Source organism: Pseudomonas sp. BN102 (assembly GCF_029871245.1).
GTDB lineage: Bacteria > Pseudomonadota > Gammaproteobacteria > Pseudomonadales > Pseudomonadaceae > Metapseudomonas.
On record NZ_SSON01000037.1, the window covers coordinates 12,159 to 36,428 of the forward strand.

General features: G+C 65.0%; 26 protein-coding genes. 21 read left to right on the top strand and 5 right to left on the bottom strand.

The window, feature by feature from the left end; translation table 11 throughout:
- The first annotated feature begins 165 nt into the window (after positions 1–165).
- Positions 166–1,308, top strand: a complete 1,143-nt coding sequence (pdxB, locus tag E8F12_RS06235; RefSeq protein WP_280324411.1) for a 4-phosphoerythronate dehydrogenase PdxB — start codon at positions 166–168, stop codon at positions 1,306–1,308.
- 33 nt (positions 1,309–1,341) lie between these two features.
- Here the strand turns inward: pdxB and E8F12_RS06240 are convergent, their stop codons facing one another.
- Positions 1,342–1,518 carry a PA1571 family protein gene (locus tag E8F12_RS06240; protein ID WP_280324412.1) on the bottom strand — a complete coding sequence of 59 codons (177 nt, stop codon included), beginning with the start codon at positions 1,516–1,518 and terminating at the stop codon, positions 1,342–1,344.
- 192 nt (positions 1,519–1,710) lie between these two features.
- On the opposite strand from E8F12_RS06240, the gene E8F12_RS06245 reads away from it, so the two are divergent.
- From E8F12_RS06245 to E8F12_RS06260, 4 genes are all read left to right on the top strand, one after another.
- Positions 1,711–2,838: an ATP-NAD kinase family protein gene (locus E8F12_RS06245; protein WP_280324413.1), complete on the top strand. Its 1,128-nt coding sequence runs from the start codon at positions 1,711–1,713 to the stop codon at positions 2,836–2,838.
- 80 nt (positions 2,839–2,918) lie between these two features.
- Positions 2,919–3,359 (top strand): thiol-disulfide oxidoreductase DCC family protein, encoded by a 441-nt coding sequence (locus tag E8F12_RS06250; RefSeq protein WP_280324414.1) that lies wholly within the window; start codon positions 2,919–2,921, stop codon positions 3,357–3,359.
- On the top strand, positions 3,346–3,768 hold the full coding sequence (locus E8F12_RS06255; RefSeq protein WP_280324415.1) for a DoxX-like family protein: 423 nt from the start codon (positions 3,346–3,348) through the stop codon (positions 3,766–3,768). The genes E8F12_RS06250 and E8F12_RS06255 overlap by 14 nt, the downstream gene beginning before the upstream one ends.
- Before the next feature lie 8 nt (positions 3,769–3,776).
- Positions 3,777–5,558: an ABC transporter transmembrane domain-containing protein gene (locus E8F12_RS06260; protein ID WP_280324416.1), complete on the top strand. Its 1,782-nt coding sequence runs from the start codon at positions 3,777–3,779 to the stop codon at positions 5,556–5,558.
- A gap of 117 nt (positions 5,559–5,675) precedes the next feature.
- Here E8F12_RS06260 and rne read toward each other — a convergent pair whose 3' ends face one another.
- Positions 5,676–8,774, bottom strand: coding sequence for a ribonuclease E (gene rne / locus E8F12_RS06265; protein WP_280324417.1), 3,099 nt, complete (start codon positions 8,772–8,774; stop codon positions 5,676–5,678).
- Between the two features lie 356 nt (positions 8,775–9,130).
- The gene (locus E8F12_RS06270) at positions 9,131–9,343 is read right to left on the bottom strand and encodes a hypothetical protein (RefSeq protein ID WP_280287381.1); all 213 of its coding nucleotides are present in this window, start codon (positions 9,341–9,343) and stop codon (positions 9,131–9,133) included.
- Here E8F12_RS06270 and rluC point away from each other — a divergent pair, their 5' ends adjacent.
- The 3 genes from rluC to sppA are packed head-to-tail and all read left to right on the top strand — an operon-like array spanning position 9,344 to position 11,958.
- Complete coding sequence (rluC, locus tag E8F12_RS06275; RefSeq protein WP_280324418.1) at positions 9,344–10,297, top strand: 23S rRNA pseudouridine(955/2504/2580) synthase RluC; 954 nt, start codon at positions 9,344–9,346, stop codon at positions 10,295–10,297.
- On the top strand, positions 10,290–10,982 hold the full coding sequence (locus E8F12_RS06280) for an HAD-IA family hydrolase (protein WP_280324419.1): 693 nt from the start codon (positions 10,290–10,292) through the stop codon (positions 10,980–10,982). The genes rluC and E8F12_RS06280 overlap by 8 nt, the downstream gene beginning before the upstream one ends.
- The gene (gene sppA, locus E8F12_RS06285; RefSeq protein WP_280324420.1) at positions 10,975–11,958 is read left to right on the top strand and encodes a signal peptide peptidase SppA; all 984 of its coding nucleotides are present in this window, start codon (positions 10,975–10,977) and stop codon (positions 11,956–11,958) included. The genes E8F12_RS06280 and sppA overlap by 8 nt, the downstream gene beginning before the upstream one ends.
- Positions 11,959–12,024: 66 nt before the next feature.
- Here sppA and E8F12_RS06290 read toward each other — a convergent pair whose 3' ends face one another.
- Positions 12,025–12,603, bottom strand: a complete 579-nt coding sequence (locus E8F12_RS06290) for a nucleoside triphosphate pyrophosphatase (RefSeq protein WP_280324421.1) — start codon at positions 12,601–12,603, stop codon at positions 12,025–12,027.
- 107 nt (positions 12,604–12,710) lie between these two features.
- On the opposite strand from E8F12_RS06290, the gene E8F12_RS06295 reads away from it, so the two are divergent.
- The 13 genes from E8F12_RS06295 (at position 12,711) to E8F12_RS06355 (ending at position 22,831) form a co-directional block, all read left to right on the top strand.
- Complete coding sequence (locus tag E8F12_RS06295; protein WP_280324422.1) at positions 12,711–13,238, top strand: YceD family protein; 528 nt, start codon at positions 12,711–12,713, stop codon at positions 13,236–13,238.
- Between the two features lie 13 nt (positions 13,239–13,251).
- The gene (gene rpmF / locus E8F12_RS06300; protein ID WP_131183483.1) at positions 13,252–13,434 is read left to right on the top strand and encodes a 50S ribosomal protein L32; all 183 of its coding nucleotides are present in this window, start codon (positions 13,252–13,254) and stop codon (positions 13,432–13,434) included.
- A gap of 3 nt (positions 13,435–13,437) precedes the next feature.
- Positions 13,438–14,448: a phosphate acyltransferase PlsX gene (gene plsX, locus E8F12_RS06305; RefSeq protein WP_280324423.1), complete on the top strand. Its 1,011-nt coding sequence runs from the start codon at positions 13,438–13,440 to the stop codon at positions 14,446–14,448.
- Positions 14,449–14,551: 103 nt separating this feature from the next.
- Positions 14,552–15,490 (top strand): ACP S-malonyltransferase, encoded by a 939-nt coding sequence (fabD, locus tag E8F12_RS06310; protein WP_280324424.1) that lies wholly within the window; start codon positions 14,552–14,554, stop codon positions 15,488–15,490.
- Positions 15,491–15,505: 15 nt separating this feature from the next.
- Positions 15,506–16,249, top strand: a complete 744-nt coding sequence (gene fabG, locus E8F12_RS06315) for a 3-oxoacyl-ACP reductase FabG (RefSeq protein ID WP_280287373.1) — start codon at positions 15,506–15,508, stop codon at positions 16,247–16,249.
- Between the two features lie 190 nt (positions 16,250–16,439).
- The gene (gene acpP / locus E8F12_RS06320; protein ID WP_003283670.1) at positions 16,440–16,676 is read left to right on the top strand and encodes an acyl carrier protein; all 237 of its coding nucleotides are present in this window, start codon (positions 16,440–16,442) and stop codon (positions 16,674–16,676) included.
- A 167-nt stretch (positions 16,677–16,843) separates the two neighbouring features.
- Positions 16,844–18,088, top strand: coding sequence for a beta-ketoacyl-ACP synthase II (gene fabF, locus E8F12_RS06325; protein WP_280324425.1), 1,245 nt, complete (start codon positions 16,844–16,846; stop codon positions 18,086–18,088).
- Positions 18,088–18,903 (top strand): aminodeoxychorismate lyase, encoded by an 816-nt coding sequence (gene pabC / locus E8F12_RS06330; protein ID WP_280324426.1) that lies wholly within the window; start codon positions 18,088–18,090, stop codon positions 18,901–18,903. Before fabF ends, pabC begins: the two co-directional genes overlap by 1 nt.
- 3 nt (positions 18,904–18,906) lie before the next feature.
- Positions 18,907–19,944 (top strand): endolytic transglycosylase MltG, encoded by a 1,038-nt coding sequence (gene mltG, locus E8F12_RS06335; protein WP_280324427.1) that lies wholly within the window; start codon positions 18,907–18,909, stop codon positions 19,942–19,944.
- A 13-nt stretch (positions 19,945–19,957) separates the two neighbouring features.
- Complete coding sequence (tmk, locus tag E8F12_RS06340) at positions 19,958–20,590, top strand: dTMP kinase (protein ID WP_280324428.1); 633 nt, start codon at positions 19,958–19,960, stop codon at positions 20,588–20,590.
- Positions 20,583–21,569: a DNA polymerase III subunit delta' gene (locus E8F12_RS06345; protein WP_280324429.1), complete on the top strand. Its 987-nt coding sequence runs from the start codon at positions 20,583–20,585 to the stop codon at positions 21,567–21,569. Before tmk ends, E8F12_RS06345 begins: the two co-directional genes overlap by 8 nt.
- A gap of 35 nt (positions 21,570–21,604) precedes the next feature.
- Positions 21,605–21,961: a PilZ domain-containing protein gene (locus tag E8F12_RS06350; RefSeq protein ID WP_280287367.1), complete on the top strand. Its 357-nt coding sequence runs from the start codon at positions 21,605–21,607 to the stop codon at positions 21,959–21,961.
- An 87-nt stretch (positions 21,962–22,048) separates the two neighbouring features.
- Positions 22,049–22,831, top strand: coding sequence for a TatD family hydrolase (locus E8F12_RS06355; RefSeq protein ID WP_280324430.1), 783 nt, complete (start codon positions 22,049–22,051; stop codon positions 22,829–22,831).
- Positions 22,832–23,084: 253 nt separating this feature from the next.
- Here E8F12_RS06355 and E8F12_RS06360 read toward each other — a convergent pair whose 3' ends face one another.
- Complete coding sequence (locus E8F12_RS06360; RefSeq protein WP_280324431.1) at positions 23,085–24,218, bottom strand: aminotransferase class V-fold PLP-dependent enzyme; 1,134 nt, start codon at positions 24,216–24,218, stop codon at positions 23,085–23,087.
- Between the last annotated feature and the right edge of the window lie 52 nt (positions 24,219–24,270).

Here is a 24,270-nt window from a genome sequence, read left to right on the forward strand (position 1 = left end):
ATCCCAGCCTTTGCAGAAGAGGCTGCCGGCGGAACGGGACGTGGAGGCTGAGGGACGGCTAGTCTACGCCCTGACGTATTGGTCAGGAAAGGGGGCGGACGGGCAGCATTAGCGCGCCAAGCGGGCCGATTGCGTAGAATAGCGGTCTCTCTGCCGGAGCCTGCCATGCGAATAGTTGCCGACGAAAACATACCCCTGGTCGATGCCTTCTTCGGCGGCCTGGGCGAAATCCGCCGCCTGCCCGGCCGCGCCATCGATGCCGCTGCACTAGCGGACGCCGACCTCCTGCTGGTGCGTTCGGTGACCCGCGTCGACCGTGCCCTGCTGGCCGGCAGCCCGGTGCGTTTCGTCGGCACCTGCACCATAGGCACCGACCACCTTGATCTCGACTACTTCAGCGAGGCCGGCATCGCCTGGTCCAGTGCGCCCGGCTGCAACGCCCGCGGCGTGGTCGACTACGTGCTCGGCAGCCTGCTGGTGCTGGCCGAGGACGCGGGCGTCGACCTCGCTTCGCGCACCTATGGCGTGGTGGGTGCCGGCCAGGTCGGCGGGCGCCTGGTGGAAATGCTGCACGGCCTCGGCTGGCGCGTGCTGGTCTGTGACCCGCCGCGCCAGGCTGCCGAGGGCGGCGACTACGTCGATCTGGAAACCATCCTCCGCGAATGCGATGCCATCAGCCTGCATACCCCGCTGAGCGCCAGCGGCGCGCACCCGACCCGCCACCTGCTGGATGCCGGGCGCCTTGAGCGCTTGCGCCCTGGTGCCTGGCTGATCAATGCCAGCCGTGGTGCGGTGGTGGACAACCAGGCCCTGCGCGACGTGCTGGCCCGCCGTGGCGAACTGCGCGCGGTGCTGGATGTCTGGGAAGGCGAGCCCCAGGCGGACGTGGAACTGGCGCGCCTGTGCCGGATCGCCACTCCGCATATCGCCGGTTACAGCCTGGACGGCAAGTTGCGTGGCACGGCGCAGATCTACCAGGCCTGGTGCCGGTTCAGTGGAGAGGCCGAAAGCGTCCGGCTCGACGAGCAGTTGCCGGCGCCCTGGCTGGGCGAGCTGGCCCTGGATGCCGCTTGCGACCCCAACTGGGCCCTGGCCACCCTGTGCCGGGCGGTCTACGACCCGCGCCGCGACGATGCGGATTTCCGCCGCAGCCTGGTTGGTGACGAGGTCCAGCGCCGCGCCGCCTTCGATGCCCTGCGCAAGCACTATCCGGTGCGGCGCGAGATCGACGGGCTGCGGGTGCGCCTGGCGGGGGATGCGCCGAGGCTGGCGGAAATGGTCCGGGCGTTGGGGGCGGAACTGGTGTAGGAAGCGGCCCGGGATTGCCCCGGGCCACAGGGGTCAAGCCTGTTTCAGTTCGGGTGCCAGCTGCTTGTGCAGTTCCTGGCAGGCGCGCTGGATCATGGTTTCGGTGATCGGAATCTCACGGCCCTGGGCGTCGATGATGGCGCCGCCTACGGGGCGACGCTGCTGCAGCGGGACCACGCGGCGATCGGAAGTGCTGTCGTGCAAGCTCATGGCCTGTCTCCTCTTCAGGTAATGCGCGCAGTCTAGGTACGGTAGATGAACACGCAGTGACAGTTGGCGCCGGCAATGCGCCGGAAAAACGAAAGACCAGGAAACGCCAGCAGCGAATGTGCCAACTGCGAGCCTCCTGGTCCTGGTGGATGGACCCCCTGCACGGGGTGCGAGTTCAGTACGAGGTTTAGCATGTCCATGTTCCATATGGGTCTGATTATCAACCCTCTGGCCGGTCTGGGTGGCCCGGCGGCACTCAAGGGCAGCGACGGGGTCGCCGCAGAGGCGCTTGCCAGAGGCGCCGAGCCCAGGGCGACGATGCGCACGCGCCTGGCCCTGGAGTGCCTGTTGCCGCTCGTCGGGCGTATCCAGTTCCTCACCTTCCCCGGCTCCATGGGGGCCGACCTGTTGGCGGAGATGGGCTTTGCGCACCGGGTACTGGGCCATCTCGATGGGCCGCAGACCCGGGCTGAGGATACCCGCCATGCGGTCGAGGCCCTGCAGGAGGCTGGCGTGGCGCTGATTCTCTTCGCTGGCGGCGACGGTACGGCGCGGGATGTCAGCGCCGTGGTGCGCGAGGGCCAGCCGGTGCTGGGCATTCCCGCCGGGGTGAAGATCCATTCGGGGGTCTATGCCATCAGCCCGCGCGCCGCCGGGGAACTGGCGCGGCGGCTGGTGGAGGGAGGGCTGGTGCGCCTGGCCAGTGGTGAGGTACGTGACCTGGACGAGTCCGCCCTGCGCGATGGCAAGGTGGCTGCACGCTGGTACGGCGAGCTGACGGTGCCTGAGGAAGGCCATTTCATGCAGAACGTGAAGCAGGGCGGCATGGAGTCCGAGGAGCTGGTGCTGGTGGAGCTGGCCGACTGGCTGGCCGACAGCTGGGAGGAGGGCGTGCGCTACGTCTTCGGTCCCGGCTCGACCCTGCACGGCCTGGCCGCGAACCTGGGGCTGGAAACCTCCCTGCTGGGAGTGGACGTGATCGAGGACTGCCAGGTGCTGGCGCGGGATGTCACCGAGGCGCAGCTCTTCGAACTGGTGGACGGTCATCCGACGCGGCTGCTGGTCACCGCCATCGGGGGACAGGGCCATATCATCGGTCGCGGCAATCAGCAGATCAGCCCGCGCGTGCTGCGCGCCATAGGCCTGGAGCATCTGAGAGTGGTGGCCACCAAGCGCAAGCTCGGTACCCTGGCAGGCCGACCCCTGCTGGTGGACAGCGGCGATCCCGCCCTGGACGAGGCCTTTCCCGATGCCGTACGGGTCTGGGCCGGCTACAAGGAAGAACTGCTATATCCCGTGGGGTGGGGCGATGCGCACTGACGCAGGGGCCGCGTCTCACTGAGGCAAGGGCGGATCGGCTACTATCGGCGTCACCTTCCCGTGGATGCAGGAGCATCGCGATGGATGCCGATCAGTACCCGCCCCATATCCGGCCCGGCGAGCGTGTCGTGCTCTTCGACGGTGTGTGCAAACTCTGCAACGTCTGGGCGAAGTTCCTGATCCGCCATGATCGGGAGCGGGTCTTCAAGCTGGCCTCTGTGCAGTCCCCGGAAGGCCAGGCGATCCTGCGCTGGTTCGGCATGCCCACCGATAGCTACGCCACCATGCTCTATGTCGAGGGTCGCGAGCTGGTCATTCGATCCGAAGCCATAGTGCGTATCGTCCGGCAGCTGCCGTCACCCTGGCCGCTGCTGGGGCTGTTTCGCTTCCTCCCCCTGGGCCTGCGGGACTGGTGTTACGACCGCATCGCCCTGAACCGCTACCGCATTTTCGGCCGGTACGAGGTCTGCCTGCTGCCGTCGCCCGACCATGAGGGGCGCTTTCTGCATGCCGACCGCTGAATCGTATCGTTTCGCCACCCTGGCCCGTTGGGGGTTGGCGCTGCTGTTCCTCTACCACGGCCTGGTGCCCAAGCTGCTCTGGCTGAGTGCAGATGAAAAACTGATGATCGCCGCCCACGGCTTTTCCCGGGTGGAGCTGGTGGCGTCCCTCGCCGGCCTTGCGGAGATCGCCCTGGCCCTGTTGCTGTTGGGGGTGCGCAGGCGGCGCTGGCCGCTGGCTCTGGCGGCGGTTCTGCTGACCGGGCTGCTGCTGGATGTCGCCCTGTTCGCCCCAGGCCTGCTGATCGAGGCTTTCAACCCGTTGTCCACCAACCTGTTGGCGCTCTGCCTGTGCCTGGTGGGTTGGTGGGCGGAAGCGCCGGACACTGCCGATCAGGGCGGTGTGCAACCCCTTGGGCAAACCGACTGAGTCCTTCGATGGCATCCTTACTTTCCGCACGGCAGCGCAATGCGCTGCGCATGGCTGGCCGCTTCGTCTCGCCCTATCGTTGGCGGGTGCTCGGTGCCTTGCTGGCATTGTTGTTCACCGCCGGAATTACCCTGTCCATGGGGCAGGGCATTCGCCTGCTGGTGGACCAGGGGCTGACGACCCAGTCCCAGGCGGCGCTGCAACAGACGATCATGCTGTTCTTCGCACTGGTGCTGGCCCTGGCAGTCGGCACCTTCACCCGTTTCTACCTGGTGTCCTGGATTGGCGAGCGCTTTGTCGCGGATATCCGCAAGCGCGTGTTCGACCATCTCGTCCAGCTGCACCCCGGCTTCTACGAGAGCAACCGCGCCTCGGAAATCCAGTCGCGGCTGACCGCCGACACCACCCTGCTGCAATCGGTGATCGGCTCATCCCTGTCCATGGCGCTGCGCAATGGCATCATGCTGGTCGGCGGCATCGTCCTGTTGTTCATCACCAATCCCAAGCTCACCGGCATCGTGCTGCTGGCGCTGCCACTGGTGCTGGCGCCCATCCTGGTTTTCGGCCGCCGCGTCCGGCGCCTGTCGCGGCAGAGCCAGGACCGCATCGCCGATGTCGGCAGCTACGTGGGCGAGACCCTGGGGCAGATCAAGACGGTGCAGGCCTACAACCACCAGGCACAGGATCGCCAGCGCTTCGCCCGTACGGTGGAAGGGGCCTTCGATACCGCGCGGCTGCGCATCGCCCAGCGCGCCTGGCTGATCACGCTGGTCATCGTGCTGGTGCTCGGCGCGGTAGGGGTGATGCTCTGGGTCGGCGGCACGGACGTGATAGCCGGGCGCATCTCGCCCGGCGACCTGGCGGCCTTCGTCTTCTACAGCCTGATAGTCGGCGCCGCATTCGGTGCCGTCAGCGAAGTCATCGGTGAACTGCAGAGCGCCGCCGGTGCGGCGGAGCGCATTGCCGAGCTGCTCCAGGCGCGAAACGCCATCGTCGCACCGGCAAGAGGGGGTGCGCTGCTGCCACCACGGGTCAGTGGCCGCATCGAGCTGCACGATGTGCGCTTCGCCTATCCCAACCGCCCCCAGGTCAATGCCCTGGACGGTGTCAGCCTGGATATACGTCCCGGCGAGACCCTGGCCCTGGTGGGGCCTTCCGGGGCCGGCAAGTCGACGGTGTTCGAGCTGCTGCTGCGCTTCTTCGACCCGCAGGAGGGCACCATCCTGGTGGAAGGTACGGAGCTGAAACAGCTCGACCCCGCCGACCTGCGCCGTTGCTTCGCCCTGGTGTCGCAGAATCCGGCGCTGTTCTTCGGCAGTGTCGAGGACAACATCCGCTACGGCCGCCCCGAGGCCAGCGATGCCGAGGTGGAGGCGGCGGCTCGCGCGGCCCACGCCCACGAATTCATCACCCGCTTGCCCCAGGGTTACCAGACCCACCTGGGGGAGGGCGGTATCGGCCTGTCCGGCGGCCAGCGGCAGCGACTGGCCATCGCCCGCGCGCTGCTGGTCGATGCGCCCATCCTGCTGCTGGATGAAGCTACCAGCGCCCTGGACGCCGAAAGCGAACACCTGATCCAGCAGGCGCTGCCGACCCTGATGAGTGGCCGCACCACACTGGTGATCGCCCACCGCCTGGCCACGGTGCAGAACGCCGACCGCATCGCGGTGATGGAGCGGGGAAAGGTGGTGGCCATCGGGCGTCACGGGCAGCTGGTGGCCAGCAACCCGCTCTATGCGCGGCTGGCGGAGTTGCAATTCGGGACCCGGGACGAAACTGAGCTGGAGTAGCGTAACCGTGCCTCCGGGGTTGGAGGTGGGGCGCCGAGCCTGGGAAGTCCAACTCATCTCCATGCGCAATAAAAAAAGGGATGCCAATGGCATCCCTTTCTTCATTCAGGCTTGGCTTCAGACGACCGGCTTGGTCTCGTCCTTGGCTTCGTCCTTTTCCTTTTCCTCTTCTTCGGCCTTGGGTTCGGCTTTCGCCGGAACCTCTTCCTCGGTCGCTACCGCCACTTGCTCCTGCTGTTCGGCCGGGGCTTCGACAGGTTGCTCCACTGCCTGCTCGACGGCCTCTACGGCCGGCTGCTCGGCAGCGACTTCCTCGGCCACGCCAGAGATGGCGTGCACGGCAGCGGAAACCGGCTCGGCGGCGACTACGGCTTCAACCGCATTGGCGGCAGCAGCTTCGGCTTCCTTGGCCAGGCGCTCGGCTTCGCGCTGACGGCGGCGAACTTCACGGGGGTCGTTGGCGGCGCGACCGGTGCTGGACAGGGCGGCGGCCGGGGCCTCGACCTGCGGAGCAGCGACTTCCGGAACATCCACCACCGGAGCGGGGGCGGGCTCTTCGGTCAGGACCGCAGCCGGAGCGGCTTCGATGAACTGAGGCGCCTCGACCACGGCCGGTGCTTCAACAGCTTCAACAGCTTCAACGACCGGCTCGGCGACCGGGGCAGCTTCCTCGACCGGGGCGAAGACAGCCTCGGCTTCAACCACCTGGGCTTCGACCTGGACGGGTTCCTGGCTGGTGGCTTCAGTAGCTTCACCGACCGTTTCGGCTGCGACCACGGCGGTAGCGGCTATTGCGGCGACCTGGGCGACATCGACAGGGGAGGCCTGCTCGACGCCTTCCTGGCCTTCCGCCAGTTCTTCGCCGCCGGCTTCACGCTGACGCTCACGGCGATTGCTGCGGCGGCGCTGGCCACGGGAGCGGCGACGCGGGCGTTCGCCATCGGCGCCTTCCTGATCGTCGTCCAGCAGCTCTTCGTTGTTCAGCAGTTCTTCGTCGACCGCTTCGGCCTGGGCCTGTTCGGCGCGCGGCTGGCGTTCCTCGCGGGGCTGACGCTCTTCACGCGGCTGGCGCTCTTCGCGGGCCGGACGCTCAGCGCGCTCGCCACGCTCGCGACGACCTTCCTGGCCTTCACGGGGTTCGCGCGGCTGGCGCTCTTCGCGCTGCGGGCGATCCTCGCGGACCTGGCGTTCCTCGCGAGGCTGACGCTCTTCACGGGGCTGGCGCTCTTCGCGCGGCTCGCGGGCCTGGCGCTCTTCACGCGGTTGACGCTCCTCGCGTGGCTGGCGCTCTTCGCGGGCCGGACGCTCGCGGCGGGCTTCCTGGCCTTCGCGGGCTTCGCGCGGCTGGCGCTCTTCACGCGGCTTGCGATCGTCATCACGACGGCCTTCACGACCCTCGCGGCCTTCGCGACCATCACGGCGACGGTTCTGCTGGCGGCCGGCGCGACGCTCTTCACCGCGCGGCTGGCGCTCGGTGGCGGGCGTCTCGGCTTCGACCTTGGGCTCTTCCTTGCCGGCGAACAGGCCTACCAGGGATTTCACCAGGCCCTTGAACAGACTGGGTTCCGGGGTTGGCGCCGGCGGGGCCAGCGGGGCGGCAGCAATCGGCGCCGGAGCGGGGCGCTCGGGGGAAACGGTCTTCACCGCGGCTTCCTGGCGAACCAGAGTGCGGGTGGAGCTGGCCGGCTGGGCTTCTTCGACCTCGGCCGGGGTCATCTCGTAGCTGGACTGGCCGGTCAGCACTTCAGGGCTGTCGTCGCGCAGGCGCTGGACTTCGAAGTGCGGGGTCTCGAGGTGGTCGTTCGGCAGGATGACGATGCGCGAACGGCTACGCAGCTCAATCTTGGTGATGCTGTTGCGCTTCTCGTTGAGCAGGAAGGCGGCAACCGGGATCGGCACCTGGGCGCGGACTTCGGCGGTGCGGTCCTTGAGGGCTTCTTCCTCGATCAGGCGCAGGATGGCCAGGGATAGCGACTCAACGTCACGGATGATGCCTTGGCCGTCGCAGCGAGGGCAGACGATGCCGCTGGTCTCGCCCAGGGACGGACGCAGGCGCTGGCGGGACATTTCCAGCAGGCCGAAGCGGGAGATACGACCGATCTGCACGCGGGCGCGGTCGGCTTCCAGGGCTTCGCGGACTTTCTCTTCCACGGCGCGCTGGTTCTTGGCCGGGGTCATGTCGATGAAGTCGATGACGATCAGGCCGCCGATGTCACGCAGGCGCAGCTGGCGGGCGATTTCCTCGGCCGCTTCCAGGTTGGTCTGCAGGGCGGTTTCCTCGATGTCGCCGCCTTTGGTCGCACGGGCCGAGTTGATGTCGATGGACACCAGGGCTTCGGTCGGGTCGATGACGATGGAACCGCCGGACGGCAGCTTCACTTCGCGCTGGAAGGCGGTTTCGATCTGGCTTTCGATCTGGAAGCGATTGAACAGCGGAACGCTGTCCTGGTAGAGCTTGATCTTGCTCTGGTACTGCGGCATCACCTGGCGGATGAAGCTGAGGGCTTCCTCGTGGGCTTCGACGCTGTCGACCAGCACTTCGCCGATGTCCTGGCGCAGGTAGTCACGGATGGCGCGGATGATGACGTTGCTTTCCTGATAGATCAGGAAAGGGGCGCCGCGTTCACCGGAAGCTTCCTTGATGGCGCTCCAGAGTTGCAGCAGGTAGTCCAGGTCCCATTGCAGCTCCTCGCTGGAGCGGCCGAGGCCGGCGGTGCGGACGATCAGGCCCATGTCGGCCGGAGCGTTGAGGCCGTTCAGCGCTTCGCGCAGTTCGTTGCGCTCTTCGCCTTCGATGCGACGGGAGATACCACCGGCGCGGGGGTTGTTCGGCATCAGCACCAGGTAGCGGCCGGCGAGGCTGATGAAGGTGGTCAGGGCTGCGCCCTTGTTGCCGCGCTCTTCTTTCTCGACCTGGACGATGACTTCCTGGCCTTCGCTGAGCACTTCCTTGATGTTGATGCGGCCTTCGGGAGACTTCTTGAAGTACTCGCGGGAAATTTCTTTCAGCGGCAGGAAGCCGTGGCGCTCGGCGCCGAAGTCGACGAAGGCGGCTTCGAGGCTGGGCTCGATACGAGTGATCCGGCCCTTGTAGATGTTGGCTTTCTTCTGCTCGCGTGCACCCGACTCGATGTCCAGGTCGTACAGGCGTTGGCCGTCGACCAGAGCAACACGCAACTCTTCGGGCTGAGTTGCGTTAATCAGCATTCTTTTCATGTGATACCAATGGGTTTCCGGGCTACCGGTAACGGCGATTGGCGCACACGACTCTCGCGGTCGGTGTCAGGTGCGTGTCAGGGCCGGCGGACCGTCCCAGTGTCCAGCGAACTCCAGCCAGTGGGGCCGGAATCGCGACTACGTCTCCTGCTTGCTGTGTCGTGACAGAAGCACTTGTTCAGGAGGAGGAATCAACGGTCGGTAGCGGACGAAATGAAGCGTCTTGAATAAAGCCTGGTGCTACGCAGTCCGACTATTGTGCATCTCCACCCTACACTTATCCCTTGAAAATCGGGTGCCGCTCGCTGAATCCGTAGCGGGTTGCATTTACCGTGATCTCCCGTTGGAAGGGGCGATCACGCGTCATGGCTCAAGGCTTTGATTTCGGAAATTGCGCGGTCAATGCGGCGAAATTTCTGTCGGACGGCCTCACGTCCTGAAAGGGTTGCAGCGGTTGGGATGGCAGTTTTGGCGAACATCCCGAAACCAGGCCGCTTTTGGCGGCGTTCGCGACTATAGCAGTAATCATTAAGTGCTTCAAATCCATAAAAAATTGTTATGATGCGCAAATGACTACTCCTGCCTCTCCAACCTCCGGCGTCCAGCTGCTTGAGGTTGCGCCGGAATATGCCGGCCAACGCATCGATAATTTCCTACGTACCCAGCTGAAAGGTGCGCCCAAGACGCTGATCTATCGCATCCTGCGCAAGGGCGAAGTCCGGGTGAACAAGGGGCGCATCAAGCCGGAGTACAAGCTCCAGGCCGGCGACATCGTGCGGGTTCCGCCGCTGCGCCTGGCCGAGCGCGATGAGCCAGCGCCTGTGGCCCAGGGGCTGCTGGAGCGCCTGGAAGCCGCCATCGTCTACGAAGACAAGGCCCTGATCGTGCTGAACAAGCCTGCCGGCATCGCCGTGCATGGCGGCAGCGGTCTCAGTTTCGGGGTGATCGAGGCGTTTCGCCAGTTGCGCCCGGATGCCAAGGACCTGGAGCTGGTGCATCGCCTCGACCGCGATACCTCGGGCCTGCTGATGATCGCCAAGAAGCGCAGCATGCTGCGGCACCTGCACGAGGCCCTGCGTGGCGATGGCGTGGACAAACGCTACCTGGCACTGGTGCGCGGCAGCTGGCCGACCTCGAAAAAGAAGGTCAGTGCGCCATTGCTGAAGAATAACCTGCGCTCTGGTGAGCGCATGGTGGAGGTGAACCCCGGAGGCAAGGACGCCCTGACCGAGTTCCGGGTCGTGCGGCGCTTCGGCGAGTTCGCCACCCTGGTGGAGGCCAGTCCTATCACGGGCCGTACCCACCAGATCCGTGTGCATGCCAAGCACGCTGGCCATTCCATCGCTGGCGACCCCAAGTACGGAGACGAGGACTTCACCCACGAGATCCGTGATCTTGGTGGTAAGCGCCTGTTCCTGCATGCCCATTCCCTGGCCATCAGCCTGCCTGATGGCGGCGAGTTGAAGCTGGAAGCGCCGGTGGACGAGATGTGGCAGAAGACCCTGGAGCGTCTCGGTGCGTGACTATCGACTGCTGATCTTCGATTGGGATGGCACGCTGGTGGATTCCATTGCCCGCATAGTCGAGTCCATGCGTGTCGCGGCCGACGTCTGTGGGTTGCCCTGGCGCGACGATGTCGCCATCAAGGGCATCATCGGCCTAGGTTTGCCGGAGGCCATTGCTACCCTTTACCCGGATCTCGACGACGTGCGACGTATCGATGAATTCCGGCGCAGTTATGGTGATCATTACAACGCCTTGGAAAGCCAGCCTTCGCCCCTGTTCGAGGGGGTGGCTGAGGCCCTGGAAGACTTCCGTGCTCAGGGTTACCGCCTGGCGGTCGCGACCGGCAAGAGCCGCCGTGGGCTCGATCATGTATTGGCCGGGCGCGGTTGGCTGGAATATTTCGATGTCACCCGATGCGCGGATGAGACGGCGAGCAAGCCCGATCCGCTGATGCTGCGGGAAATCCTCGCGCACTGCGGCGTGGCGGCCGAGCAGGCACTGATGGTGGGGGATTCACCCTTCGATCTGCGCATGGCGCATCGGGCGGGGATGGATTCCGTGGCGGTGGGTTATGGTGCCCAGCCGCTTGCCGAGTTACTCAAGGAGTCGCCGAAATTGGCGATCGAGCGTTTCGAGGAGCTGCGTCACTGGTTGAGTGGTGATCGCAGTCGGCAATCCCTGGAGGTGGAACTCTATGTCTGATGAATGGAAAGCAGCGGCTTCTGCCGACAAGGCTGACGAGAAGAGCTGGAAGCTGCTGGAGAAAGCGGTGCTGGCTGGCGTCCAGGAGCAGCGTCGGGCTCGGCGCTGGGGGATTTTCTTCAAGTCCCTGACTTTCCTTTATCTGTTCGTCGCGCTGGCGCTGTTCGCGCCATCCCTCGATCTGCAGAAAGGTGCGGCGCGCAGCAAGGATCACACGGCACTGGTGGAGGTCCGCGGCCTGATCGCCGATGAGGAGGCGGCCAGTGCGGATAATATCGTCACCGGTCTGCGCGCAGCCTTCGAGGATCCGAAGACCAAGGGCGTTGTCCTGCGCATCAACAGCCCGGGCGGCAGCCCTGTGCAGTCCGGCTACATCTATGACGAGATTCGTCGGCTGCGCGAGGCGCACAAGGACATCAAGGTCTACGCCGTGATCTCCGATCTGGGCGCGTCCGGTGCCTATTACATTGCCAGCGCGGCGGATGAGATCTACGCCGACAAGGCCAGCCTGGTGGGTTCGATCGGCGTGACTGCGACCACCTTCGGCTTCGTCGATGCGATGGGCAAGCTGGGTGTCGAGCGCCGTGTCTACACCTCTGGCGAGCACAAGGCATTCCTTGATCCCTTCCAGCCACAGAAGGCGGAAGAGACCGAGTTCTGGCAGGGTGTGCTGAATACCACCCACCAGCAGTTCATCGAAAGTGTGAGGAAGGGTCGCGGCGATCGGCTGAAGGTCGAGGGGCATCCCGAACTCTTCAGTGGCCTGGTCTGGTCGGGGGAGCAGGCGCTGGCGCTGGGCCTGGTGGACAAGTTGGGCAATGCCAGCTTCGTGGCGCGGGAAGTGGTGGGGGCGAAGGAAATCGTCGACTACACCGTCCAGGAGTCGCCTTTCGATCGCTTCTCCAAGAAGTTCGGCGCCAGCGTCGCCGAGCGGCTGGCCTTGTGGATGGGCTTGCAGGGGCCTTCGCTGCGCTAAGTTGCGCGCGTTGCCAATGAAGAAAGCCCGGCCAGTGCCGGGCTTTCTTCATTTATATGGATGGGGTCAGGGGATCTGCACGCCTTCGGCGAGCAGCATGTCCACCAGGCGGATCAGCGGCAGGCCGACCAGGCTGGTGGCGTCGCTGCCTTCGGTGGCGCGAAACAGGCTGACACCCAGGCCTTCGGCCTTGAAGCTGCCGGCACAGTCGTAGGGTCGTTCCGCTTCCAGGTAGCGGCTGATGCGCGCTTCGTCCAGTTCGCGGAAGTGCACCGTGAAGGGCACGCAGTCCACCTGGTAGTTCCCCGTGACGCTGTTCAGCAAGGCCAGGCCGGTAAGGAAGCTGACGCTGGTTCCGCTGGCGGCCAGCAATTGACTGCGGGCGCGTTCGAATCCGTGGGGTTTGCCGAGTATCTGCTCGCCGAGTACGGCGACCTGGTCGGAGCCGATGATCAGGTGATTCGGGTGCAGGGTGGCCAGTGCCTGGGCCTTTTCCAGGGCAAGGCGGCGCACCAGTCGTTCGGCGGACTCCTGCGGATGGCGGGTTTCGTCGATGGCCGGAGCACTCCAGGTGAAGGGCAGGCGCAGGCGTTCGAGCAATTCGCGGCGGTAGGGGGAGCTGGATGCGAGCACCAGGGGCGGCATGGCGATCTCCGGAATGTGGGCGAGGAATTCTATAGAGCCGGTTCGCGCAGGGACAATGCGGAAATTCTTTTGACAGGGGAGGGGCTCGTCCCTAGAATGCTGCGCCTATGTTGAATGGGCCGATTCCACCTCATGTAGATCCGCGCAAGCTGGCGGACCGCGAGATCACCCTCGAAGGTGATATTGCGCTTGCCAGCCTGGAGCGACTCTGCGACCCCCTAGCGGACAATGCGGGCAGCATCCATGCGAGCCTGGCGTTCAGTCGTGACGAACGTCGCGCGGTCGTCATCCACAGCCGGATCGACGTCGAGGTCAAGATGGTTTGCCAGCGTTGTCTAGAGCTGGTCGCCCTGAACATCCACAGCGAATGCGATTACGCCGTGGTGAGGGAAGGGGCTGACAGTCAGTCGCTGCCGAAGGGCTATGACGTGCTGGAAGTGGGAGAGGATCCTCTGGATCTGATGACTCTGGTCGAGGATGAGCTGTTGCTTGCCCTGCCCATAGTTCCGGCCCATGACCCTGAAGAATGCCAGCAGCCGGCGGGCCTTGATGCGCCCGAACCGAGCGAGGACGAGGTTTCGCGGTCCAACCCGTTCAGTGTATTGGCGCAGTTAAAGCGTGACCCAAACGTTTAGGAGTTAATTGATTATGGCTGTTCAGCAGAACAAAAAATCCCGCTCGGCACGCGACATGCGTCGTTCCCACGACGCCCTCGATGCCAACGCACTGTCCGTAGAGAAGAGCACCGGTGAAGTTCACCTGCGCCACCACGTTTCCCCGGACGGTTTCTACCGCGGTCGCAAAGTGATCGACAAGGGCGCTGACGAGTAATCCTTGTCCGCCTCGATCGTCGCGATTGATGCAATGGGCGGGGACTTTGGTCCCCGCTGCATTGTCCCGGCCAGTGTCGCCTGTCTGGCCGAATTCCCCTCGCTCCACCTGGTCCTTGTCGGCCAAGCTCCCCTTCTCGAAGAACTCATCGCCCGCGTTCCCGCGGCCGATCGCCAGCGCCTGCAGATCGAACACGCCAGCGAGGTGATCGGCATGGATGAGCGCCCGGCGCAAGCCCTGCGCGGCAAGCCTGATGCCTCGATGCGCGTCGCCCTCGAACTGGTGCGCAATGGGCGTGCCCAGGCTTGCGTCAGTGCCGGCAATACCGGTGCGCTGATGGCGCTGTCTCGCTATGTGCTGAAGACGCTGCCCGGCATCGACCGTCCGGCCATGGTCAGCGCCATTCCTACGGCCCGTGGTCACTGCCATTTGCTGGATCTTGGCGCCAATGTCGATTGCAGTGCGGAGCATCTCTATCAATTCGCTGTGATGGGGGCGGTGGCCGCCGAGATCCTGGGGGTGGAGCGGCCGCGGGTGGCATTGCTGAATGTCGGCACCGAAGACATCAAGGGCAACCAGCAGGTCAAGCTGGCGGCGAGCCTGTTGCAGCAGGCCCAGGGGCTCAATTACATCGGCTACATCGAGGGGGACGGGCTCTATCGCGGTGAAGCGGACGTGGTGGTGTGCGACGGTTTCGTCGGCAACATCCTGCTCAAGTCCAGTGAAGGCCTGGCCTCCATGATTTCCGCGCGCATCGAGGCGCTTTTCACCGAGAACCTGGGTTCGCGCCTGGTGGGTTCGCTGGCGTTACCGCTGCTGCGCAGGCTGCGCACCGATCTGGCGCCCGCGCGTCATAACGGGGCGAGTTTTCTCGGCTTGCAGGGTATCGTCATCAAGAGCCATGGCTCAGCCGGTTCGGAGGGCTTCCAGAGCGCCATCCGCCGTGCGCTGATCGAGGTTCGGGAGAACCTCCCGCAGCGTCTGCACGGTCGCCTGGAACATCTGTTGCTGTAGGATGTGACCGCTATCGGTAGCCTGTCATCCAACTGTCAGTTCTTTGCGCTTGGCTATGCCAGGCGTCAATCTCCCTATACCGCCAGATAAGGGACCACTCTCAATGTCCGCATCCCTCGCTTTCGTCTTTCCCGGTCAGGGCTCCCAGTCTCTGGGCATGCTGGCCGAGCAGGGGGGCCAGCAGAAGCTGGTCCTGGATACCTTTGCTGAAGCCTCCGAGGCGCTCGGCTATGACCTCTGGGCATTGACCCAGCAGGGTCCGGAAGAGCAGCTCAACCAGACCGACAAGACCCAGCCGGCCATCCTCGCCGCCTCCATCGCCCTGTGGCGCCTGTGGCTGGCTGAAGGTGGCGCCCGTCCGGCCTACGTCGCCGGCCACAGCCTGGGTGAATACTCCGCCCTGGTGGCTGCCGGCAGCTTGGCCTTCGCCGATGCGGTGAAGCTGGTGGAGCGCCGTGGCCAGCTGATGCAGCAGGCCGTTCCGGCAGGGCAGGGCGGCATGGCCGCCATTCTCGGTCTGGAAGATGCCGACGTGCTGGCCGCCTGCGCCGAAGCCGCGCAGGGTGAAGTGGTCAGCGCGGTGAACTTCAACGCACCCGGCCAAGTGGTGATCGCTGGTGCCGCGGCTGCCGTCGAGCGCGCCATCGAGGTGTGCAAGGCGCGCGGCGCCAAGCGTGCGATGCCGCTGCCGGTCAGCGTGCCGTCCCACTGCGCACTGATGAGGCCCGCCGCCGAGCGATTCGCCGAATCCATCGAAGCCCTCGCCTGGCAGGCGCCGCAGATTCCGCTGGTGCAGAACGTCAGCGCTGCCGTTGCGGCGGACCTCGACGTACTCAAGCGCGACCTGCTGGCCCAGCTCTACAGCCCGGTTCGCTGGGTGGAGTCGATGGTCTGCCTGTCCGAGAGCGGTGTCACCGACCTGGTGGAGTGCGGCCCGGGCAAGGTGCTGTCCGGCCTGAACAAGCGCTGCGTGAAGGGTGTCAACACCCACAACCTGGATACCCCTGATGCTTTCGCAGCCGCCCGTGCTGCGCTGGCCTGAACAAGGAGAAGACCTATGAGTCTGCAAGGTAAGGTGGCATTGGTCACCGGTGCGAGCCGTGGCATTGGCCAGGCGATCGCTCTCGAACTGGGCCGTCAGGGCGCCGTGGTCATCGGTACCGCGACTTCCCCCTCCGGTGCCGAGAAAATCGCCGAGTACCTCAAGAGCAACGGCATCGAAGGCGCCGGCCTGGTCCTGGACGTCAGCAATGACGAGTCGGTCGCCAGCACCCTCGAACACATCCAGCAGCACCTGGGTCAGCCGCTGATCCTGGTGAACAACGCCGGCATCACCCGCGACAACCTCATGCTGCGCATGAAGGACGACGAGTGGTTCGACGTCATCAACACCAACCTCAATAGCCTGTACCGCCTGTCCAAGGCCGTGCTGCGCGGTATGACCAAGGCTCGCTGGGGACGCATCATCAACATCGGTTCGGTGGTGGGCGCCATGGGCAACGCTGGCCAGACCAACTACGCCGCCGCCAAGGCCGGTCTGGAAGGCTTCAGCCGCGCATTGGCGCGTGAAGTCGGTTCCCGTGCCATTACCGTGAACGCGGTGGCGCCGGGCTTCATCGACACCGACATGACCCGTGAACTGCCGGATGCCCAGCGCGATGCGCTGCTGACCCAGATCCCGCTGGGTCGCCTGGGCCAGGCCGAAGAGATTGCCAGGGTGGTGGGTTTCCTCGCCTCCGATGGCGCTGCCTACGTCACTGGCGCTACCATCCCGGTCAACGGCGGTATGTACATGAGCTGAATGTGACGAATCCCTTCAGAAAGCTGTCATATGGGCTGTCTAGAATTCGCTATATAAGTGCAGTCGGGTTATAGACATTTCGTTGCGGCGATCCGAAGGGGTTCAGGCGTTCTGCTTGAAATGCGGAAAACCCTTTCTATACACTGCAGCCCCAGCTGCACGGATTTTTCCATAGGAGTGAAAACAAGGTATGAGCACCATCGAAGAACGCGTCAAGAAAATCGTCGCCGAACAACTGGGCGTCAAAGAAGAGGAAGTCACCAACAGCGCTTCCTTCGTTGAAGATCTGGGCGCCGACTCCCTTGACACCGTTGAGCTGGTGATGGCTCTGGAAGAGGAATTCGAGACCGAAATCCCGGACGAGCAAGCCGAGAAGATCACCACCGTTCAGGAAGCCATCGATTACATCAACGCCCACGCGCAGTAATGTAATCGTCGGTTCCCCGACGCGGAGAAGCCGCACGACCCAACCGGGCGTGCGGTTTTTCTTTAAGCAGGTTGTTGAAAATCCGCGGGGCATGTCGCCTGCCGGGCTTTTCAACAGTCTGTTAATCCGAATCAACCGCCGTGTAGAGATTGAAGAAGGAGAGCGCTGTGTCGCGTAGACGCGTCGTGGTCACTGGCCTTGGCATGTTGTCGCCGCTGGGTACCGATGTACCGAGCAGCTGGCAGGGAATTCTGGCTGGCCGCAGTGGCATTGGCCTGATCGAACATATGGACCTTTCCGCCTACACCACCCGCTTCGGCGGTTCGGTCAAGGGGTTCAATGTCGAGGAGTACCTGTCGGCCAAGGAGGCGCGCAAGCTCGACCTTTTCATCCAGTACGGCCTTGCGGCGAGCTTCCAGGCCGTGCGTGATTCCGGCCTCGAAGTCACCGATGCCAATCGCGAGCGCATCGGCGTCGCCATGGGTTCCGGCATCGGCGGTTTGACCAACATCGAGAACAACTGCAAATCGCTGATCGATCAGGGGCCGCGTCGGATCTCTCCGTTCTTCGTGCCCGGCTCGATCATCAACATGGTGTCCGGCTTCCTGTCGATCCACCTGGGCATCCAGGGGCCGAACTACGCCATCGCCACGGCCTGCACCACCGGCACCCACTGCATCGGCATGGCTGCGCGCAATATCGCCTACGGCGAGGCCGACGTGATGGTCGCCGGCGGTTCCGAGATGGCCGCTTGCGGCCTCGGCCTGGGTGGCTTCGGTGCCGCCCGTGCACTGTCCACTCGCAATGACGATCCGACCCGCGCCAGCCGCCCGTGGGACAAGGGGCGCGATGGCTTCGTGCTGTCCGATGGCGCCGGCGCCCTGGTGCTGGAAGAGCTGGAGCACGCCAAGGCCCGTGGTGCGACCATCTATGCCGAGCTGATCGGCTTCGGCATGAGTGGCGACGCCTACCACATGACCTCGCCGCCGGATGACGGCGCCGGCGCGGCCCGCTGCATGCGCAATGCCCTGCGCGATGCAGGCCTGAACGGCGACCAGGTGCAGTACGTGAACGCCCATGGCACCTCGACGCCAGCAGGCGACATCGCCGAGGCCATGGCGCTGAAATCGGTATTCGGCGAGCACGCCTACAAGCTCGCGGTCAGCTCCACCAAATCCATGACCGGCCACCTTTTGGGTGCCGCCGGCGCGGTGGAAGCGATCTTCAGCGTGCTGGCCCTGCGCGACCAGGTGGCGCCGCCGACCATCAACCTGGACGAGCCCGATGAAGGCTGCGACCTCGACTTCGTGCCCCACGAAGCGCGTTCCATGCCCATGGACATCGTGCTGTCCAACTCCTTCGGCTTTGGCGGCACCAATGGTTCCCTGGTGTTCCGCCGGTTCGCTGGCTGATGCATAGCTGGGTCGACGGCCATCCGGCCGAGTCGCTGTCCATCAAGGACCGCGGCCTGGCCTACGGCGATGGGCTTTTCGAAACCATCGCCGTGCGTGCCGGTCGGCCCCCGCTGCTCGAATACCACTTGGCGCGGCTGACCGAAGGCTGCCGACGCCTGGGTATCCCTCTCGACCTGCCACTGATGCGTACCGAGCTGCTGGCGTTCTCAGCGGGCCTGGGCGAGGGCGTGGCCAAGCTCATGGTCACCCGCGGCGAGGGCCTGCGCGGCTATGCACCGCCGCCCGTCGCCTTGCCGCGGCGCATCCTGCAGAGCAGCGCTTTTCCCGCCTATCCCGAAGGCAACTGGGAGCAGGGCGTGCAACTCTTCCCTTGCGCGACCCGTCTGGCCGAGCAGCCGCTGTTGGGCGGTCTCAAGCACCTGAATCGCCTGGAACAGGTCCTCGCCCGCGCCGAATGGCAAGGCGGCGATTTCGCCGAAGGCCTGATGCGCGACCAGTCGGGACGGGTGATCGAGGGCGTGTTCAGCAACCTCTTCATGGTCCGGGGCGGCGTCCTGGTCACCGCCGAGCTTTCCCGCTGCGGTGTGGCGGGGGTAATGCGCGCGGCCCTGCTGGACTGCGCCAGGGCGCAGCGCATTGCGGTCGAAGTGCGGGATATCCCTTTCGAGGAGTTCGTCCAGGCCGACGAGGTTTTTCTCTGCAACAGCGTCTTCGGCATCTGGCCGGTGCGTTCAGTAACAGGCCATCACTGGCCGGTCGGGCCGCTGACCCGTAAACTTCAGGCTATCGCTCGCGATCTACTGGACATCTGATTCGTGATACGCAAATTCCTGCTGATGCTGGAGGCAGGCCTGCTCTTTGCCGGCCTGTTGGTAGCCTTTGCCGGCTGGCAGCAACGCGTCACCCTCGAGCAACCCTTGAACATTTCCGCAGAGCGGATGCTCGACGTCCCGTCCGGCGCCACCCCAGGCGGCCTGCTGAATCGCCTGGAAGAGGAAGGGGTGCTGCGCAACGCCTTCTGGCTGCGTCAGTACTGGCGCTTCAACCTGTCCAACGCATCGCTGTACAGCGGCGAGTACCGCCTGAGCCCTGGCATGAGCGCCGCCGCTTTGCTGGGCCTGTGGCAACGGGGTGAGGTGGTGCAGTACAGCGTGACCCTGGTGGAGGGCTGGAGTTTCCGCCAGGTCCGTGCCGCCCTGACCAAGCAGGGCAAGCTGGAGCAGACTCTGGCCAATGTCGGCGATGCGGAGCTGATGGCCCGCCTTGGTCGGCCCGGCGAGAATCCGGAAGGCCGTTTCTTCCCCGATACCTACCGATTTGTGCGTGGCATGCGCGACATCGATCTGCTGAAGCTGGCGCGGGAGCGTCTCGACCAGGTGCTGGACGAGGAGTGGTCCAAGCGCGCCGAACGGCTGCCCTATGCCGACCCCTACCAGGCGCTGATCATGGCGTCGCTGGTCGAGAAGGAAACCGGCGTGCCGTACGAGCGCGGGCAGATCGCCGGCGTCTTCGTGCGCCGCCTGCAGACCGGCATGTTGCTGCAGACGGACCCGACCGTGATCTACGGCCTGGGCGAGCGCTACAACGGCAACCTGACCCGTGATCACCTGCGCGAGCCGACGCCCTACAACACCTACGTGATCAGCGGCCTGCCGCCGACTCCGATCGCCCTGGCCGGGCGCGAGGCGATTCACGCGGCATTGCATCCCTCCGATGGCAAGAGCCTCTACTTCGTCGCACGCGGCGACGGCAGCCATGTATTCTCCGAGACCCTGGGTGAGCACAATCAGGCCGTGCGCGACTTCCAATTGAAGCGCCGCAGCGATTACCGCTCCAGCCCAATCCCGCAATGAATAAGGACACCCAGTGAGCGGTCTGTTCATCACCTTGGAAGGCCCCGAAGGCGCCGGAAAGAGCACCAATCGCGACTACCTCGCCCAGCGCCTGCGTGACCAGGGCGTCGAAGTGCTGCTGACCCGCGAACCCGGCGGCACGCCGCTTGCCGAGCGCATTCGGGAACTCCTGCTGGCCCCCAGCGACGAACCCATGGCCGTGGATACCGAGCTGCTGCTGATGTTCGCTGCCCGTGCGCAGCACCTGGAAGCCGTTATCAAGCCAGCCCTGGCCCGTGGCGCTGTGGTTCTCTGCGACCGCTTCACCGATGCCACCTATGCCTACCAGGGCGGTGGCCGCGGTCTGCCCGAGGAGCGCATTGCCTTGCTGGAGCGGTTCGTCCAGGGCGACCTGCGTCCCGATCTGACCCTGGTCTTCGACCTCCCGGTGGAAATCGGCCTGAGCCGAGCAGCCGCTCGTGGCCGCCTCGATCGATTCGAGCAGGAGCAGCGCAGCTTCTTCGAGGCGGTGCGCCAGACCTACCTCAGGCGCGCCCAGTCGACCCCTGAGCGCTACAGGGTGATAGACGCCTCGGTGCCCCTTGCCGACGTCCAGGACAGCCTCGACCGGTTGCTGCCTGAACTGCTGGAGCGCTGCAATGGCTGATGCCTATCCCTGGCAGGACGCGCTCTGGCAGCAACTGGCGGGCCGCCCGCGGCACGCTCACGCCTATCTGCTGCATGGCCCGTCCGGCATCGGCAAGCGCGCCCTCGCCGAGCGCCTGATGGCGCGCCTGCTCTGCCAGAGCCCGGCCGGCCTCGATGCCTGTGGGCAGTGCAAGGCCTGCCTGCTGCTGGCGGCCGGCACGCACCCGGATGCCTTCGTGCTGGAGCCCGAGGAGGCTGACAAGGCCATCCGCGTCGACCAGGTGCGCGAGCTGGTGGAATTCGTGGTCCAGACCGCACAGCTCGGAGGGCGCAAGGTGATCCTGCTGGAGCCGGCCGAGGCGATGAACCTGAACGCCTCCAACGCCCTGCTCAAGAGTCTGGAGGAGCCGTCCGGCGATACCGTGCTGCTGTTGATCAGCCACCAGCCGAGCCGACTGCTGCCGACCATCAAGAGTCGTTGCGTGCAGCAGGCGAGCCCCCTGCCGAGCGAGGCCCAGAGCCTGGCCTGGCTGGCTTCGGCGCTGCCGGATGCCGCGCCCGAGGAATTGCACGAGCTGCTGGTCCTCGCCGGTGGTTCGCCGCTTTCGGCGAAGCGCCTGGAGGGGCAGGCGGTGCGCACCCAGCGTGCCGAAGTCGTGGAAGGCGTGAAGAAGCTGCTCAAGCAGCAGGTCGGCGCCAGCCAGTTGGCGGAGGGCTGGAATGCCGTGCCCCTGACGCTGCTGTTCGACTGGTTCTGTGACTGGGCCCAGCTGATGCTGCGCTACCAGCTCACCCGTGACGAGGCCGGCCTGGGACTGGCCGACATGCGCAAGGTAGTGCAGTACCTGGCCGACAAGGCGCCGCAGCACAAGGTGCTGGCCATGCAGGACTGGTTGCTGCAACAGCGCCAGAAAGTCCTCAACAAAGCCAACCTCAACCGTGTCTTGCTTCTCGAAGCGCTCCTGGTGCAGTGGGCAAGCCTGCCCGGGCCGGGCTAGAATCGGTGGCTGAAGCAGTCAGCCAGGAAAGTCGCATGAGCTTGCCACCGAATCTGGGCCCGCGTAACGGGATACTGTCCTTGACCATCAAGGACAAGTCGGTCCTGTATGCCGCCTATATGCCGTTCATCAAGAACGGTGGCCTGTTCATTCCGACCAACAAGAGCTACAAGCTCGGCGACGAAGTCTTCATGCTGCTCAACCTGATGGACGAGCAGGAGAAGATCCCGGTCGCCGGCAAGGTGGTCTGGATCACTCCCAAGGGCGCCCAGGGCAACCGTGCTGCGGGCATCGGCGTCCAGTTCAACGATGGCGACAGTGGCGCGCGCAACAAGATCGAGACCTACCTCGCTGGCGCTCTCAAGTCCGACCGACCCACCCATACGATGTAACGGCACAGTTTCCGAGTCGCAAGCTGCAAGCCGCAGGAGCCCTGTCGCTTTTCTCTTGTGGCTCGAAGCGTGCCGCTTGAGGCTTTCATGCTTATCGACTCCCATTGCCACCTGGACCGCCTCGACCTGGCTGCCCACGGTGGATCCCTCGACGCCGCGCTGGATGCCGCACGGGCCCGCGGCGTCGGCCAGTTCCTCTGCATCGGCGTGAGCGCCGACAATGCCGCCGCGGTGAAGGCGCTGGCCGAGCGCTACGAGGATGTGCACTGCTCCGTCGGTGTCCACCCGCTGGACCTGCAGCCGGGTGAATCCCTGGCGCTGGAATGGCTGCTGGGCGAGCTCGAGCACCCGCGTGTGGTGGCAATCGGCGAAACCGGCCTGGACTATCACTACGAGCCCGAGGCGGCCGAACTCCAGCAGCAGGCCTTCCGCCTGCACCTGGAAGCGGCCAGGGTCACTGGCAAGCCGGTGATCGTCCATACCCGCGAGGCCCGCGCCGATACGCTTGCCCTCCTGCGCGAGGCGGCGTTGCCCCAGGCAGGCGTGCTGCATTGTTTCACCGAGGACTGGGAGATGGCCCGCGCCGCGCTGGACCTCGGCTTCTACATCTCGCTCTCCGGCATCGTCACCTTCCGCAATGCCGACGCCCTGCGCGAAGTGGCCCGGCAGGTGCCGGCCGACCGCCTGCTGGTGGAGACCGATTCGCCTTATCTCGCGCCCATTCCTTACCGCGGCAAGCCAAACCTTCCTCAGTACGTGCGAGAGGTGGCGGAATTCCTCGCCGAACTGCGTAGGGAGGGATTCGAGAGTTTCGCCCGGCAGACCACGGAAAACTACCTGCGGCTGTTTCCGTTGGCGCGCCGGAGCTGAGCCGGGCCTTTCGCATCCCGGGCGGCAACAAAAACCGCGCACAAAAAAAACCCGGGTTCTGGGGGATGAATCCGGGTCAAGACCATTAGGAGTAAAACAAAGGAACGCGATCCACGGTTCCTCGACTGGCTGGGCACTTGGGGGGAGATGCCGCGCGCCAGTAAGAAGAAGTTTAGCCAATATCCCCATGCGTCCAGACAGCCCGGCGGCGTTTCTTAAACCTATTTGGAATACACCGGCACGGGCTGAGTCCTCATGCGTCTGCCATCTGGCGCAGCAGCGAAAGGGTTTCCTCGATCACCCGCGGCTCGGTGTAAAAGTGCGGCGAGAAGCGGATGCCACCACCACGCTGGGCACAGACCACCTGCTCGGCCCGCAGTCGCTCGAACAGCGCCTGGTTCTCCCAGCCGTCCAGCCGGAAACTGAGAATGCCTGCGCGCCGTGCAGGGTTCGGCGAGCTCAGCAGCTGTACGCCGGGGATTCTGGCCAGTCCCTCCTGCAGCCATTGCATCCGCTCGCCAAGGCCCTGGGCTACCTGCTCCATGCCCACTTCCTCCAGCAAGGAGAGGCTCGCCTCCAGCGCCATGGCGCCGAGCATGTTGGGGCTGCCGCACTCGAAGCGGCGGGCGGTGCGCGAGGGTTCCCAGTCGGCCCGCTCGTAGTCGCCGGGGTGTTCCAGCATGTGCCAGCCGTATTCGTGGAGCTTCAACTGCTCGCGCAGGTCGCTGCGGCAATAGAAGACGCCCAGGCCTTCCGGGCCCAGCATCCACTTGTGGCCGTCGGCCATGGCGAAGGCGCAGTCGATGGCCTGGGCATCGAAGGGCAGGGCGCCCAGTTGCTGGATGGCGTCGACGCAGAACAGCACGCCGCTCTGGCGGCAGCCATGGCCGAGGCGCAGCAGGTCGAGGCGCAGGCCGCTGGCGTACTGCACGGCGCTGATGGACATCAGGCGGGTGCGCGGGCCGCAACTCGCGAGCAGGGCGCCTTCCGGGTCGGGTACATCCAGCGAGACCTGCCGCACATCGACGCCGAAGCGCTTCAGCGCTTCCCAAACGACCCGGTTGGAGGGGAATTCCTGGTCGCTGATGATCACCTGATCACCTGTTGCCCAGTCCAGACCGAAGGCAACGAATGACAGGGCTTCCGATGTATTCTTGACCAGTGCGATATCTGCTGTGGTCGGTGAGTTCAGCAGTCTGGCCAGGCGTTCGCGCAGGCGACGTTCTACTATCAACCAGTCCGGATAGTCTCTGGCACCCAGGTGCAGGTTCTCTTCGGCGAAACTCTGGACCGCACGAGTCGCGCGTTTCGGCCAGGGTGCCACCGCCGCATGGTTGAGATAGCGGAGCCCGTCGGCCTGGGCAAACTCATCTTGCAGTAAGCTCATAGTTGGATGTTCCGTGCATTTTTACGCCAGATAGGCATAATACGCGGCTTGA

What these genes read in the sequence shown, in the direction of transcription:
- E8F12_RS06290 (WP_280324421.1), bottom strand. Translation starts at nt 12,603, where the DNA reads ATGCCGCCCCTGGTGCTCGCATCCAGCTCCCCCTACCGCCGCGAATTG.
- E8F12_RS06250 (WP_280324414.1), top strand. Translation starts at nt 2,919, where the DNA reads ATGGATGCCGATCAGTACCCGCCCCATATCCGGCCCGGCGAGCGTGTC.
- rne (WP_280324417.1), bottom strand. Translation starts at nt 8,774, where the DNA reads ATGAAAAGAATGCTGATTAACGCAACTCAGCCCGAAGAGTTGCGTGTT.
- E8F12_RS06255 (WP_280324415.1), top strand. Translation starts at nt 3,346, where the DNA reads ATGCCGACCGCTGAATCGTATCGTTTCGCCACCCTGGCCCGTTGGGGG.
- E8F12_RS06350 (WP_280287367.1), top strand. Translation starts at nt 21,605, where the DNA reads ATGAGCTTGCCACCGAATCTGGGCCCGCGTAACGGGATACTGTCCTTG.
- acpP (WP_003283670.1), top strand. Translation starts at nt 16,440, where the DNA reads ATGAGCACCATCGAAGAACGCGTCAAGAAAATCGTCGCCGAACAACTG.
- sppA (WP_280324420.1), top strand. Translation starts at nt 10,975, where the DNA reads ATGTCTGATGAATGGAAAGCAGCGGCTTCTGCCGACAAGGCTGACGAG.
- E8F12_RS06345 (WP_280324429.1), top strand. Translation starts at nt 20,583, where the DNA reads ATGGCTGATGCCTATCCCTGGCAGGACGCGCTCTGGCAGCAACTGGCG.
- pdxB (WP_280324411.1), top strand. Translation starts at nt 166, where the DNA reads ATGCGAATAGTTGCCGACGAAAACATACCCCTGGTCGATGCCTTCTTC.
- E8F12_RS06360 (WP_280324431.1), bottom strand. Translation starts at nt 24,218, where the DNA reads ATGAGCTTACTGCAAGATGAGTTTGCCCAGGCCGACGGGCTCCGCTAT.
- fabD (WP_280324424.1), top strand. Translation starts at nt 14,552, where the DNA reads ATGTCCGCATCCCTCGCTTTCGTCTTTCCCGGTCAGGGCTCCCAGTCT.
- E8F12_RS06355 (WP_280324430.1), top strand. Translation starts at nt 22,049, where the DNA reads ATGCTTATCGACTCCCATTGCCACCTGGACCGCCTCGACCTGGCTGCC.
- rluC (WP_280324418.1), top strand. Translation starts at nt 9,344, where the DNA reads ATGACTACTCCTGCCTCTCCAACCTCCGGCGTCCAGCTGCTTGAGGTT.
- E8F12_RS06245 (WP_280324413.1), top strand. Translation starts at nt 1,711, where the DNA reads ATGTCCATGTTCCATATGGGTCTGATTATCAACCCTCTGGCCGGTCTG.
- E8F12_RS06240 (WP_280324412.1), bottom strand. Translation starts at nt 1,518, where the DNA reads ATGAGCTTGCACGACAGCACTTCCGATCGCCGCGTGGTCCCGCTGCAG.
- E8F12_RS06260 (WP_280324416.1), top strand. Translation starts at nt 3,777, where the DNA reads ATGGCATCCTTACTTTCCGCACGGCAGCGCAATGCGCTGCGCATGGCT.
- E8F12_RS06295 (WP_280324422.1), top strand. Translation starts at nt 12,711, where the DNA reads ATGTTGAATGGGCCGATTCCACCTCATGTAGATCCGCGCAAGCTGGCG.
- rpmF (WP_131183483.1), top strand. Translation starts at nt 13,252, where the DNA reads ATGGCTGTTCAGCAGAACAAAAAATCCCGCTCGGCACGCGACATGCGT.
- fabG (WP_280287373.1), top strand. Translation starts at nt 15,506, where the DNA reads ATGAGTCTGCAAGGTAAGGTGGCATTGGTCACCGGTGCGAGCCGTGGC.
- pabC (WP_280324426.1), top strand. Translation starts at nt 18,088, where the DNA reads ATGCATAGCTGGGTCGACGGCCATCCGGCCGAGTCGCTGTCCATCAAG.